This is a genomic window from Martelella sp. UBA3392, assembly GCF_002358775.1.
In the GTDB taxonomy this organism is placed as follows: domain Bacteria; phylum Pseudomonadota; class Alphaproteobacteria; order Rhizobiales; family Rhizobiaceae; genus Martelella; species Martelella mediterranea.
Window position 1 is genome coordinate 1 of the sequence record NZ_DEPM01000219.1, and the last position, 12,147, is coordinate 12,147.

Genomic DNA, 12,147 nt, shown 5'->3' on the forward strand with positions numbered 1-12,147 from the left:
CTTCTGGCGATCGGCATGACGCTGGTGGTCGCCACCCGCGGCATCGACCTTTCCGTCGGCACCGTGATCGCGATTACCGGCGCGATGGCGGCAGCCACCATCGGCGCGGGCTACGGCCTTGCAGCGGCAATCGCCATGGCGGTTATCGCCGGGCTCGCGGCCGGCCTTTTCAACGGCGTGCTGGTGGCCTTCATCGGCATCCAGCCGATCGTCGCCACGCTGATCCTGATGATCTCAGGGCGCGGCATCGCCCAGTTGATCACCGAGGGGCGGATACTGACCTTCAACCTGCCGAGCTTTGCCTTTCTCGGCTCCGGCTCCGTGCTGGGCATTCCGGTTCCCGTCTGGATCTGGGTGCTGACGGCGGCGCTTGCGATCCTGCTGGTGCGGCGCACCGCGCTCGGGCTTCTGATCGAGGCGATCGGCGTCAACCGCCGCGCGAGCGCGCTGGCCGGCATCAACGCCCGCGTCCTGCTGATCGCCGTCTACATGGCATCCGGCTTCTGCGCGGCGCTTGCCGGCATCATCATCACCGCCGATATCCGCGGCGCGGATGCCAACAATGCCGGACTCTGGCTCGAGCTTGACGCGGTGCTCGCCACCGTCGTCGGCGGCAACTCGCTGATGGGTGGCCGGTTCTCGATCTCGGCGGCGGTGATCGGCGCGATGATCATCCAGACCATCGACACCGGCATTCTGCTCGCCGGCTTCCCCTCGGAATACAATCTGGTGATCAAGGCGGTGCTGGTGATCTTCATCCTGGTTCTGCAATCGCCCAACATCACCGGCGACCTGAAATATCTGAGGCAAAAACTGCTGGGCCGCAAGACCGCACAGGAGGCGGGAGAATGAGAAATCCGCGCCTCTATCCGCTCTACGCCACGATCGCGATCTTCATCGTCGCCTATGCGATCTGCTACATCCAGTTCCCGTTCATGCTGTCGACCCGGGTGGTGGGCAATTTGCTCACCGACAATGCCTATCTCGGCATCGTCGCCGTCGGCATGACGGTGGTGATCCTGTCGGGCGGCATCGATCTTTCGGTCGGCTCCGTAATCGCATTTTCAGGCGTGTTCATCTCGGTTATGCTGCGCGATACCGGGCTTCATCCGCTCGTCGTGTTCGCGCTGCTGCTCGCCATCACCACGGCCTTTGGCGCGGCGATGGGCTGGCTGATATACACGCTCGGCATGCCGGCCTTCATCGTCACGCTTGCCGGCATGTTCCTGGCGCGCGGCGTCGCCTATATGCTGACCATCGATTCCGTGCCGATCGACAATGAATTCTTCAACATGCTGCAGAAGACCTACTGGGTGATGCCCGGCAAGGGCCGGCTGACGCTGATCGGCATCGTCATGCTGCTTTCCTTCGTGGTCGGCCATCTGGTCGCGCACAAGACCCGGTTCGGCGCCAATGTGTTCGCGCTTGGCGGCGGCGAGCAGACGGCGCGGCTGATGGGCTCGCGGATCGGCCACACCACGGTCTCGATCTATGCCTTTTCCGGCTTCATGGCCGGGCTTTCCGGCATCGTGTTCGCGATCTACACCGGCTCCGGCTATCCGTTGGCGACCGTCGGCACGGAACTGACGGCGATTGCCACCGTCGTCATCGGCGGCACGTTGCTGACGGGCGGCGCGGGCTATGTGTTCGGCACGCTCTTCGGCGTGCTGACCATGGGCCTGATCCAGACCTACATCGTCTTCGACGGAACGCTTTCGAGCTGGTGGACCAAGATCGCCATCGGTATTCTTCTGCTCCTGTTCATCCTGTTGCAGAAGGGCTTGCTGCGCTTGACCACGGAGCGGGCAACAGCACAATGAAAACAACAGCACAGTCTCCGGCTTGCCGGGGACCCGCTAATAAGTGAATGGTTTAGGCGAGGCATCCATGTTCTCCATAGGTATCGATTACGGCACAAACTCGGTGCGCGCTCTGGTCGTCGGTTGCGATGACGGGTTTGAATACGGAACCCATGTCTTCGATTATCCAAGCGGCGATCAGGGCGTGTTGCTCGATGCCGATGATCCGCTGCTCGCGCGCCAGAGCCCCGCCGATTATCTGCAGGGCCTGGAAGCATGCGTTCGCGGCGCGCTGGAACAGGCGGCTCGGCACGAGAAATTCGATGCCGCGAAGGTGATCGGCATCGGCGTGGATACGACTGGCTCCAGCCCGCTGCCGGTCAACGCGCAAAACGGCGCGCTGGCGATGGACCCGGAATTTGCCGACAATCTCAACGCCCATTGCTGGCTGTGGAAGGACCACACGAGCTGGCGCGAGGCCGAGAAGATCACCGCGCTCGGCAAGGCCGAACGGCCGCATTATCTCGCCATGGTCGGCGATACCTATTCATCGGAATGGTGGTGGTCGAAGATCTGGCACTGCCTGAATGTCGACCGCGCCGTGTTCGACGCAGCGGCCTCATGGGTCGAGCTTGCCGACTGGATCCCCTCGGTACTCGCCGGCGTCAAGGCGCCCGCCGATATCAAGCGCGGCGTCTGCGCGGCCGGCCACAAGGGGCTCTACAATCCCAAATGGGGCGGCCTGCCGGACAAGGAGTTCCTGGGCATGCTCGATCCCGCGATCGCCGACCTGCGCGACCGGCTTTACGATACCGCGCAGGACATCTCGGTGCCCGCCGGCACGCTATGCGCCGAATGGGCCGAGAAGCTCGGCCTGCCGGAAGGCATCGCGATCGCCACCGGCGCCTTCGACAACCATCTCGGCTCGATCGGCTGCGGCATCGAGGAAGGCATGCTGGTCAAGGTCATCGGCACGTCGACCTGCGACTGCGCGATCGTCGACATGTCGAAATCGGACACCATCCCCGGCCTTTGCGGCATTGTCGAAGGCTCGATCCTGCCGGGCTTCTACGGCATCGAGGCGGGGCAATCGGCGGTCGGTGATATCTTCAAATGGTGGGTCGAGCGCGTCTGCCAGGGCGGCCCGGCATTGCATGACGAGCTTTCCCGCGAGGCCGCGGGGATGAAGGCCGGGCAAAGCGGGCTTCTGGCGCTCGACTGGAACAATGGCAACCGCACCATTCTGGTGGACCAGCGCCTGACGGGTCTCATTCTGGGCCAGACGCTCTATTCGACCCGAGCCGAAATCTATCGCGCGCTGGTGGAGGCCACCGCCTTCGGCGCGCGCGCCATCGTCGAGCGCATGACCGATTACGGCGTGCCGATCGACAAGGTCGTCTGCGCCGGTGGCATCGCCGAGAAGAACCCGATGCTGATGCAGACCTATGCCGACGTCATGAACAGGACGATGCTTGTGACCCGTTCGGCGCAGACTTGCGCGCTGGGTGCGGCCGTGGGCGCCGCCTCCGTCGCCGGCGCCCATGAGGATATCAAGGCGACAACGCGGGCGATGACCGGGCTGAAGGATATCCGCTACGACCCGATACCCGAAAACGTCGCAATCTATGAGGAACTCTACGGTCTCTATTTGACGCTGCATGACGGTTTTGGCGGGATTACCCGCGATTCCGACCTGTCGAAGATCATGAAGGACCTGATCGAGATCCGCGACAGGGTTCGCGCCGCATAACACGGCGCCAGAAAGCGCCATACATTTGTTTCACGCGCGTCAGGCCGGGAAACGGCAATTTACCGACGCGCTCACATTCCGGAGGATAAACATGATCGGCCTCAAACCACTGAAGATCTGGTTCGTCTGCGGTTCGCAGCATCTCTACGGCCCCGAAACGCTCGCCCAGGTCGACGCACAATTCACCGAGATCGCCAACGCGCTGTCGGCGGATGGCAACCTGCCGCTCGAAATCGTGCCGCAGCCCGTGGTCAAGAGCCCGGCGGAGGCGACCGAACTGGCGGTGCGCGCCAATTCCGATCCGGAATGCGGCGGACTGATCCTGTGGATGCACACCTTCTCGCCGTCGAAAATGTGGATCCGCGGGCTCAATTTGCTCAACAAGCCGTTCCTGCACTTCCATACCCAATATGCCCGCGACCTGCCGTGGGATACGATCGACATGGACTACATGAACCTGAATCAGGCTGCCCATGGCGACCGCGAGGCGGGCTTCATCCACACCCGCATGCGGCTCGGCCGCAAGGTGGTCGCTGGCCACTGGACCGATAAGGAAGTCCACGCCCGCATCGACGCCTGGATGCGCGCCGCGCGCGCCTGGGACGACTGGCAGGGCGGCCGGTTCTGCCGCTTCGGCGACAATATGCGCGAGGTGGCCGTGACCGAGGGCGACAAGGTCGCCGCCGAAATGAAGCTTGGCTTCTCGGTCAACGGCTACGGCATCATGGACCTGGTCGATGTCATGAACACGCTCTCCGACGGCGATGTCGCCGATCTGGCGGCCAGCTACGAGAACGAGTACAATGTTGCTGACGTTCTGAAAAAGGGCGGCGAGCGCCATGACAGCCTGCTGAACGCGGCGCGTCAGGAACTCGGCCTCAAGACCTTCCTCGAGGCCGGCGGATTCAAGGGCTTTACCGACACGTTCGAGGACCTGCACGGCATGGAGACGCTGCCGGGCATGGCGACCCAGCGGGTGATGGCCGCCGGCTACGGATTTGCCGGCGAAGGCGACTGGAAGACCGTGGCGCTGGTGCGCGCACTGAAAGTGATGGGCCACGGCATGAGCGGGGCGACCTCGTTCATGGAGGACTATACCTACCACATGACCCCCGGCCACGAGCAGGTGCTCGGCTCCCACATGCTGGAAATCTGCCCGTCGATCGCCGACGGCAAGCCGTCGATCGAGATCCATCCGCTCGGTATCGGCGGCAAGGCCGACCCGGTGCGCATGGTCTTCAACGCCAGGCTCGGTCCGGCGCTGAACGCCAGCCTGATGGATATGGGCAACCGCTTCCGCCTGCTGGTCAACGAGGTGACCTCGGTTACGCATCCCGACCTGCCGAAGCTGCCGGTCGCGCGCGCCGTGTGGGAATGCAAGCCGGACTTCAAGACCGCGCTTTCCGCCTGGATCCTTGCCGGCGGCGCGCACCACACCGCCTATTCCAACGATGTAACCACCGAAATGCTGGAGGATTTCGCCACCATGGCCGGGATCGAGCTTGCCGTCATCAATGACGAAACGAGGCTCGACCGGTTCAAGCAGGATCTCCGCAACAACGAGATCTACTGGCATCTCGGCCTCGGCATCAAGGCTTGAGGAGAAAGCCATGTACAAGGAAATCCGGCGCGAGGCCTATGAGGCCAATATCGCGCTTCCGAAACAGGGGCTGATCAACCTGACCTTCGGCAATGCCAGCGCGGTCGACCGCGACAGGGCCGTGTTCGCGATCAAGCCGAGCGGGGTCGACTATGCCGATCTCGCGCCCGACAACATGGTGATCGTGGATTTCGAGGGGAATATCGTGGAGGGCAATCTGCGGCCCTCCTCCGATACGCCCACCCACCGCCGCCTGTTTCTGGCCTTCGAGGAGATCGGCGGCGTGGTCCACACCCACTCGACCCGCGCCACCGCCTTCGCCCAGGCCGGTCGCGCCATCCCCAATTTCGGCACCACCCATGCCGATTATTTCTATGGCGAGATACCGGTCACCCGGAAGATGACGCCGGAGGAGATCGCGTCAGCCTATGAATGGGAAACCGGCAACGTCATCGTCGAGCGGTTCAAGGACCTCAATCCGCTCGATTTTCCGGCCGTGCTCGTCAACCGCCATGCACCGTTCACCTGGGGCAAGACCGTCGCCAAGGCGGTCGAGGTGGCCGTCGCGGTAGAATGCATCGCCGATATGGCGCTGTCATCGCTGCAGCTTGAGCCGGGCCTGAAGCCGATCGAACAGGAACTGCTCGACAAGCACTTCCTGCGCAAGCACGGCGCGACCGCCTATTACGGACAGCCGGAATAGCGCTCACGCCTGCCGGCCGGAAGGCGTCTTGCCCGCCGGCCCTCATCTCTGTTAGCGTCTGCGCATATTTTCCGGTCGCGTCTGCGGCCACACTGCTTTGCGCTGGAGGTGTCTGCGCCGATGAAATCGCTACGCCGCCTGTTTTCCCGACCCGGCCCGGCAAGCCCGGAGCCGCTGCCGCCATCCTTTCGCGGCGGCCTGCCGACGCCGGACGAGGGCTTTGCGGCGATCGGCGATATTCACGGCTGCGCCGACGCGCTCGCGGCGCTGTGGGACAAGATCGCTGACGCCGCGCCCGGGTTGAGGATCATCCATGTCGGCGATTATATCGACCGCGGCGAGGATTCCGCCGGCGTGTTGAGGATGCTCCACGAACGCCAGACGCGTGACGGCGATATCCTCTGTCTCAAGGGCAATCACGAGGAGATGCTCCTCGACTTTCTGCGGGCGCCGGAGGAAAAGGGCGAGCGCTGGCTGCGCTATGGCGGCCTGCAGACGCTTGAGAGCTTCAAGGAAATTTCCCTCGGCAACGCGTTAACGGACCGCAATTTTTCCGTGGTTCGTGATGCCCTGCTCCAACAGCTTGGCGACATGGCCGGCTTTCTGGAGGGAATGCCCCGGCTCTGGAAAAGCGGCAATGTCGCCGTGGTGCACGCTGGCGCCGACCCGCGCAAGCCGCTGGAGAGCCAGCGCCCCACCAACCTGACCTGGGGACACCCCGCCTTTGGCGAACTGCCGCGAGAAGACGGCACATGGATCGTTCACGGCCACACCGTGGTCGACAGGCCGATCATGGCGAACGGCGTGATCTCGATCGATACCGGCGCCTACGCCAGAGGCAGGTTGACCGCCGCCATCATCCGGCCGGGGCGCGAGGTCGAGTTCCTGCAGGCTGCCGCGCAGCGACAGGGCTGAGCCGCTAAAACTGCTTGGTCACGAACAGCGACACCGTGCTCTTGTTGTAGTCGTAGAGCTCGACATTCGAGAAGTTCTGCGAATAGGCATATTCCAGACGGGGTGCGAAGCCCTTCATCGCCAGCGTGCGGAACGTCGCGCCGACTTCGATATCGATGCGCCGGTCGAGACGCGGCTCGGTCATCAGCGGAAAATCGCCGACATAATCCCTGAGCGTGCCCGAGACCGCGATATCGGTAAGGATACCGCCCGACCATTCGCGTGCATATTTGGCGTTCAGATTATAGCCGTCATAGGAATTGCTGTCGTTTTCGGCATGGACATAATTGTATCCGCCGCCGACGCGAATGCTGCTCGCCGCTGTCAGCGCGTAACGATGATTGAGGCTGAAACCGACCTGGTAGCCGTCAAAGGCATCGACCTCGTCGTAATCCAGCCACTGATACGAGACATTGGCGGAAGTCACGCCGAAAGCCCCGAAGGACCGGCGCACGGAAAACACCGGACCGTAACCGGTGCGATAAGGCTCATTGCCCAGCAGCACCCGCTCCGCCGCGATGCCGCCGCTGAATATCCAGGGATCCGTGCGCCAGGAAAGTTGCGAGAAGCCGCCGAACTGGGTCTGGTTATAGGCGGTTTCCTTGTAGGCAAGGCCGGTGACCGAACCGCCGAAGGTCAGCGAGAGATCGTCGACCAGTTCGAACGTATAGGTGCCGTTCACGCCGTAGTTCAGCCCGACGCCGCTTTCGGCCTTCTCGCCGGGCACAAGCGGAATGCCGCCGATATGGACGAGGTCCTCATCGGTCGAATTCGAGATATTGGTGCTGGGCGCGATCGCCACATAGCCGCCGAGCGTCCATGGCCGGTCGAGGTTCACGCGATCAATGAAATCCTCGTAGAAGGAGCGCAGCGACTCGCTCGGCGCATTGTCGGCGAGGATCGAGAAATGATAGATCGCGGCCTTCTTCTCGCCCATCAGCGAAAGCGTGTGGGCAAGTTCCTGGCGCACCCGTGACAGGTTCGGCTTTTCCGCGAGGATCGCGCGCATGATGCCCGCCGCCTCTTTCAGCTTCCCCTGGCGCTTCAGGATCAGCGCATAGGTGAATTTCTGCGACAGGGCGGACATTTCCGGGTCCTGGGTCAGATGCGCCGAGAGCGCCATCGCCTGATCATACTGGCCCGATTCGATCAGCATCTTGATCTCGGGAAACGGGTTGTCGGCCAACGCCGCGCCGCCGGAAAAGCCGGCGACGACGAGCGCCGCTGCGGCCGAAGCCGCCATGCGTTTCAGACCGAGAATGAGACGTGCGAACTGCATCCGATGACCGCGAACTCTGTACCACTGCGTTTCGCGACCGGATAGCTTCGCCCGAGGTCTGCGAAAAGGCTTCAAACACATGGAGAGAACGGTCGCGCTTTGGCGAAAGGGCAAAATCGCTCCATCGACCGGAATATCTCCCGATGAATGACCGCGGGCCGAAAGGGGCCCGCGATCGTTCCGGCGAGGGTCAGTTCCGATCGGCGACGAAGGCGCCGACGGCGCCTGCGCCATCCAGCGACCCCTGACCGTTCAGCAGATAGGTCCCCGCCATGCCGGATGCGCCAGCGCCGTAGAATCCGCCCTCGACGCCGGAAGCCCCCTGATTGATGACGCCGTAATCATTGCCGATCGCGATCGAATTGGCGTTCGAGTTGAACTCGGCCCCGGAAATGGTGGCATCGAAGGTGATATCGCCCAGATCGCTTTGCATGGCGCCCGCAAGCTGACCGGCGCCGAAATCAACATTGGCCTGGAAACCGCCCTCGATATAATCGAGATACTGGCCCGGGATCGTCGCTCCGCCCAGATGGCTGCCGGTATAGGTCGCAAAGCCCGTGACCGGCATGTCGGATTCAGCGGGCATGTCGTTGCTCGAGCGAAGCGCCATCAGGGTGAGCTCTTCGTCGTTGTCATTGACGTCGATCAGGGCCACCACCGGGCCATCCTTGACGTTCGGATTGTCGAAATAGCCGAGCTGCAGATAGGCCTCGGCGTCGTCGGTCGTATAGCCGCCCGCGCCGTCGTAATAGAAGGTTCTGGTTTCCCCGGCATAGGGACCCTCGTTGATCTGAACGGTCACACTGTCATCGTCGTTGATCTGGATACCGGCCTCTGCCGTCCCCGACCCGTCGATCCGGCCCGTGTCCCAGTTCACGTCCCCGTAATAGCCAAGCGCGTTGGTCGCGATGCCATCATTGCCATTGTTGCCACAGCCAGCCGCAAGCGCGGCCGCGCCCAGCACGACACATGTCAGATATTTCATTGTCCCTCTCCAGTCACTTGCTAAAATTAACAAGTAGTTAACTTTCTCAATCCTGCCCTCATCTGTCAACCACGAGAAGAATAAAAACAGACCACAACTCAAAGGAGGTCCGTTCACGGGAACATCAGCGATTGTTCCGCTCCGGCAACCCATGTAAGAGAGCGGTACGTCATACCGGACAGGGCCGAGAGGAGACCATAATTCAATGACCACCCAAACCCAGTTGCCGCTTTTCTACAGGAAGCCGCAGGTGCTGCGCTTCGAGGACCACAAGGCGATGGGGCTTGTCGGCAGCCAGGATTTTTCGTTCACGGCCGAGGCCACGGCAATCCCGCTGTCCGTCAGTGAATTCATGCCTTCGATCCGGCATTATCCGATCGTGTTCGTCGGGGACAAGGAACCCTCTCCGGTCGCGATCGTCGGGCTGAAGCAGGGCCGCAACCTGATGCTCGAGGAAGACGGCGCCTGGGCGGCCCACACCTACATTCCGGCCTATATCCGCCGCTATCCCTTCATTCTGGTGCAGTCGCCGGACCAGGACACCCGCTATCTCGCCTATGACAGCGAGAGCGGCCGGATAAAGCCGCTTTCCGATGCGCCGGATGCAGCGCCGATCTTCAACGAGGACGGCACCGCCAGCAAGGCCGTCGAGCCGATGCTGCATCTGTGCGAGGCCTATCACCAGCACCGCGCGCAGGACACCGCCTTCCTGAAGGCGATCGCCGAGGCGGATATCCTCGTCGCCCGCCATGTCGACATGGATTTCCCGGACAAGTCGCGCTACCGCCTCGACGGCTTCAGCGTCATCGATATCGAGCGCTACCGCGCGCTGCCGGCAAGAACCCTGAAGCAGTGGACGGAAAAGGGCTGGACGGACGCGATTGCGCTCCACCTCGCCTCCGCCCAGAACTGGGGCCTCTTGATGGAACGCAATCAGCGCTTCGTCAAAAGCGCCTGATCGGCCCCAACTGAAAATGGAGCGTGTCCGGAAACCCGGGCGCGCGGAATCCGCCGGTCAGGGCATATATTGCCCGCCATTGATGTCGATGATCTGACCGGTGATAAAGCCGGCCATGGTCGGCGAGGCCAGGAACACGAAGCTCCAGGCGCAATCCTCCGCCGTGCCGAGGCGTCCGAGCGGGATCGCGTTCAGCGCTGCGTTCATGGCCGCGTGCGGCGTCTCATCATGGAACGGCGTCTCGATGACGCCGGGCGCAAGCGCATTGACGCGGATGCCGTCGCCGGCCAGCTCCTTGGCAAGGCTGCGCGTCAGCGAATGGACGGCCGCCTTGGCCGCGGCATAGACGCCCGATCCCTTGTTGCCGCCGTGGCGCGCGGCAATAGAGCCGAGATTGATGATCGAGGCCCGGTCGCTTTCCCTGAGCCAGGGGGCTGCGTGGCGCACCATTCTGAGGATCGAGCGGGTATTGAGATCGAAGACCTGCTCATAGATCGCCTCGTCGAAATCGGAGACCGCGACCCGGCCGATCGCGCCGGCATTGTTGACCAGGCAATCGAGCCCGCCCATCAGCTCGGCCGCTTCCTTGACGATCCGCTCGGTATCCGGCGCCCGCGAAACGTCGCCGCCGACCACATGGGCCTTGCCGCCAGCCGCCCTCAGCTCCGCCGCCAGCGCCTCGGCGGCTTCCTTGCCGCTGTAATAGTGCAGGCACACCTCGGCCCCGGAACGAGAGAAGGCGGATGCTGCAGCGGCACCAATGCCGGAACTTGCGCCGGTCACCAGAACCTTCATTCCAACGAGATCGTCGACAGGTATCATGAGATCGCCCTTTCAATCGAGAATGCGGGTTTTATAGACCGGAAGCCGCCGGCGATGCCACTGATGATTTCTGTGAAAGCGGCCGCTGAAATGCAAAAACCCGGCCGGAGCCGGGTCTTTTGGGGACTGTCAGCGCGTGATCAGTTGCAGGTGCTGATCTTGTTCAGCGCCGCGGTGATGCCGATCAGCGAATAGGTGTGGGCAGTCTTGGTGCCGCGGGCGGAGGTGGCGTCCACCTCCATGGTGCGGCCGGCCTTCATGGCGGCGACCAATGTCGGCTCCTGCGCGGCGTTTTCAAGCCAGCCGCCCTTGCCCTTGTGATACATCGGGAAGCTCTTGCCATCGACCACAACGTCGATGGTCGAGCCTTCCTTGAGCGTGAAGCCCATCATCGCCTGGGGCTCGAGCGAAACGTTCTGGCCGGGATATTTGGTCACCACGAAGAAATTGTCGCCGTGATCGACATTCGCCGGATCCTTCTTGGCCGGCACCGAAAGGGCGTAACACACCTTGCCGGCATCCGACTGATAGGAATAGGCGACCCATGCATCGAATTTCTGAATGGGGGTCGGCGTCTGCGCGGAAGCGATCGAGGCGCCGGTGAATAGAAGTACCAGTACGAGGACGATTCTTTTTGCAAACATGTGATCCTGCCGATTTTCTCTGCTTTGGGCCGGTCGCGGCATCAAAAAGATGCGCGCCCCGCGACTTTGAGACTTGTCCAAATACATACGCAAGCGAGGTTACCAAAATCTCAACACCAGAGCGTTTCCGGCCTTGCCCGCTTATGTGCGTCCTGACGATTATGCCACGACAAATGCCGCCAATCACGGCAAGATTGCGGCAGAGGGGGAATCGCATTCCAATCAGTGCTTGCGCAGCACCGTCAGCGCCGAATCCGCGCGTTCGTAATGCGCGTCCTCGATGTTCCTGCGGATCATGGTCAGCGCCGTCGTCAGCACCGCCAGATCGTCGGTAAAGCCGACGAACAGGAAGATATCCGGAATGAGATCGGCGGGCATGATGAAATAGGCAAGCGCCGCATAAAGCACCACCCGCACGCCGAGCGGGGTGTTGCGATCGGTGGCGCAATAATAGGCGGCAACGGCATCGCGGGCGAAGGGAATGCGGGCCGCCGTGCGGGTCAGCTTGCGCCAGAAGCCCTCGCGCACGATCCGCTCGTTTTCGGCCTGCGTTTCCTCGTCGCCCGGCTCAAGAATGTCGCCATATTTGATATCGCTCATGACAAACTCCGTTTTACCGGCGATATAGGGCGTGTACGGTCAAATACCATAGC

Annotated in this window: 12 protein-coding genes; 7 read left to right on the forward strand and 5 right to left on the reverse strand. The window is 62.4% G+C overall.

The annotated features are described in order from the left end of the window. The 6 genes from B4E36_RS17700 to B4E36_RS17725 all read left to right on the forward strand — a co-directional run. Window positions 1-852 (forward strand): ABC transporter permease (locus B4E36_RS17700; protein ID WP_345900626.1); only part of this gene is annotated, 852 nt, incomplete at its 5' end. Next, on the forward strand, window positions 849-1,820 hold the full coding sequence (yjfF, locus tag B4E36_RS17705) for a galactofuranose ABC transporter, permease protein YjfF (protein ID WP_345900627.1): 972 nt from the start codon (window positions 849-851) through the stop codon (window positions 1,818-1,820). The genes B4E36_RS17700 and yjfF, both read left to right, overlap by 4 nt. 67 nt (window positions 1,821-1,887) lie before the next feature. Then, the gene (locus B4E36_RS17710; protein WP_345900628.1) at window positions 1,888-3,549 is read left to right on the forward strand and encodes a ribulokinase; all 1,662 of its coding nucleotides are present in this window, start codon (window positions 1,888-1,890) and stop codon (window positions 3,547-3,549) included. Window positions 3,550-3,640: 91 nt separating this feature from the next. Then, the gene (gene araA / locus B4E36_RS17715) at window positions 3,641-5,149 is read left to right on the forward strand and encodes an L-arabinose isomerase (protein WP_292052964.1); all 1,509 of its coding nucleotides are present in this window, start codon (window positions 3,641-3,643) and stop codon (window positions 5,147-5,149) included. A 10-nt stretch (window positions 5,150-5,159) separates the two neighbouring features. Then, window positions 5,160-5,852, forward strand: coding sequence for an L-ribulose-5-phosphate 4-epimerase AraD (araD, locus tag B4E36_RS17720; protein WP_292052962.1), 693 nt, complete (start codon window positions 5,160-5,162; stop codon window positions 5,850-5,852). 120 nt (window positions 5,853-5,972) lie between these two features. After that, on the forward strand, window positions 5,973-6,767 hold the full coding sequence (locus B4E36_RS17725; RefSeq protein WP_292052959.1) for a metallophosphoesterase: 795 nt from the start codon (window positions 5,973-5,975) through the stop codon (window positions 6,765-6,767). A gap of 4 nt (window positions 6,768-6,771) precedes the next feature. Here B4E36_RS17725 and B4E36_RS17730 read toward each other — a convergent pair whose 3' ends face one another. Continuing rightward, window positions 6,772-8,085 carry a surface lipoprotein assembly modifier gene (locus tag B4E36_RS17730; protein WP_292052958.1) on the reverse strand — a complete coding sequence of 438 codons (1,314 nt, stop codon included), beginning with the start codon at window positions 8,083-8,085 and terminating at the stop codon, window positions 6,772-6,774. A gap of 190 nt (window positions 8,086-8,275) precedes the next feature. Next, window positions 8,276-9,070: a transferrin-binding protein-like solute binding protein gene (locus B4E36_RS17735; RefSeq protein ID WP_345900629.1), complete on the reverse strand. Its 795-nt coding sequence runs from the start codon at window positions 9,068-9,070 to the stop codon at window positions 8,276-8,278. A 205-nt stretch (window positions 9,071-9,275) separates the two neighbouring features. Between B4E36_RS17735 and B4E36_RS17740 the strand changes: the two genes are divergently transcribed. Further along, window positions 9,276-10,028 (forward strand): SapC family protein, encoded by a 753-nt coding sequence (locus tag B4E36_RS17740; protein WP_292052954.1) that lies wholly within the window; start codon window positions 9,276-9,278, stop codon window positions 10,026-10,028. A 57-nt stretch (window positions 10,029-10,085) separates the two neighbouring features. Here B4E36_RS17740 and B4E36_RS17745 read toward each other — a convergent pair whose 3' ends face one another. From B4E36_RS17745 to B4E36_RS17755, 3 genes are all read right to left on the reverse strand, one after another. Further along, window positions 10,086-10,850, reverse strand: coding sequence for an SDR family NAD(P)-dependent oxidoreductase (locus tag B4E36_RS17745; RefSeq protein ID WP_292052953.1), 765 nt, complete (start codon window positions 10,848-10,850; stop codon window positions 10,086-10,088). Window positions 10,851-10,990: 140 nt separating this feature from the next. Next, a complete protein-coding gene (locus B4E36_RS17750) occupies window positions 10,991-11,494 on the reverse strand; it encodes an invasion associated locus B family protein (protein ID WP_018064772.1) in 504 nt (167 codons plus the stop codon). Between the two features lie 222 nt (window positions 11,495-11,716). After that, window positions 11,717-12,094 carry a YkvA family protein gene (locus B4E36_RS17755; protein WP_230721065.1) on the reverse strand — a complete coding sequence of 126 codons (378 nt, stop codon included), beginning with the start codon at window positions 12,092-12,094 and terminating at the stop codon, window positions 11,717-11,719. Between the last annotated feature and the right edge of the window lie 53 nt (window positions 12,095-12,147).

Excerpts from the sequence above, each read along its gene's own strand:
- araD (WP_292052962.1), top strand. The coding sequence starts at position 5,160 with ATGTACAAGGAAATCCGGCGCGAGGCCTATGAGGCCAATATCGCGCTT.
- B4E36_RS17745 (WP_292052953.1), bottom strand. The coding sequence starts at position 10,850 with ATGATACCTGTCGACGATCTCGTTGGAATGAAGGTTCTGGTGACCGGC.
- B4E36_RS17735 (WP_345900629.1), bottom strand. The coding sequence starts at position 9,070 with ATGAAATATCTGACATGTGTCGTGCTGGGCGCGGCCGCGCTTGCGGCT.
- B4E36_RS17730 (WP_292052958.1), bottom strand. The coding sequence starts at position 8,085 with ATGCAGTTCGCACGTCTCATTCTCGGTCTGAAACGCATGGCGGCTTCG.
- B4E36_RS17710 (WP_345900628.1), top strand. The coding sequence starts at position 1,888 with ATGTTCTCCATAGGTATCGATTACGGCACAAACTCGGTGCGCGCTCTG.
- B4E36_RS17750 (WP_018064772.1), bottom strand. The coding sequence starts at position 11,494 with ATGTTTGCAAAAAGAATCGTCCTCGTACTGGTACTTCTATTCACCGGC.
- araA (WP_292052964.1), top strand. The coding sequence starts at position 3,641 with ATGATCGGCCTCAAACCACTGAAGATCTGGTTCGTCTGCGGTTCGCAG.
- B4E36_RS17755 (WP_230721065.1), bottom strand. The coding sequence starts at position 12,094 with ATGAGCGATATCAAATATGGCGACATTCTTGAGCCGGGCGACGAGGAA.
- B4E36_RS17740 (WP_292052954.1), top strand. The coding sequence starts at position 9,276 with ATGACCACCCAAACCCAGTTGCCGCTTTTCTACAGGAAGCCGCAGGTG.
- B4E36_RS17725 (WP_292052959.1), top strand. The coding sequence starts at position 5,973 with ATGAAATCGCTACGCCGCCTGTTTTCCCGACCCGGCCCGGCAAGCCCG.
- yjfF (WP_345900627.1), top strand. The coding sequence starts at position 849 with ATGAGAAATCCGCGCCTCTATCCGCTCTACGCCACGATCGCGATCTTC.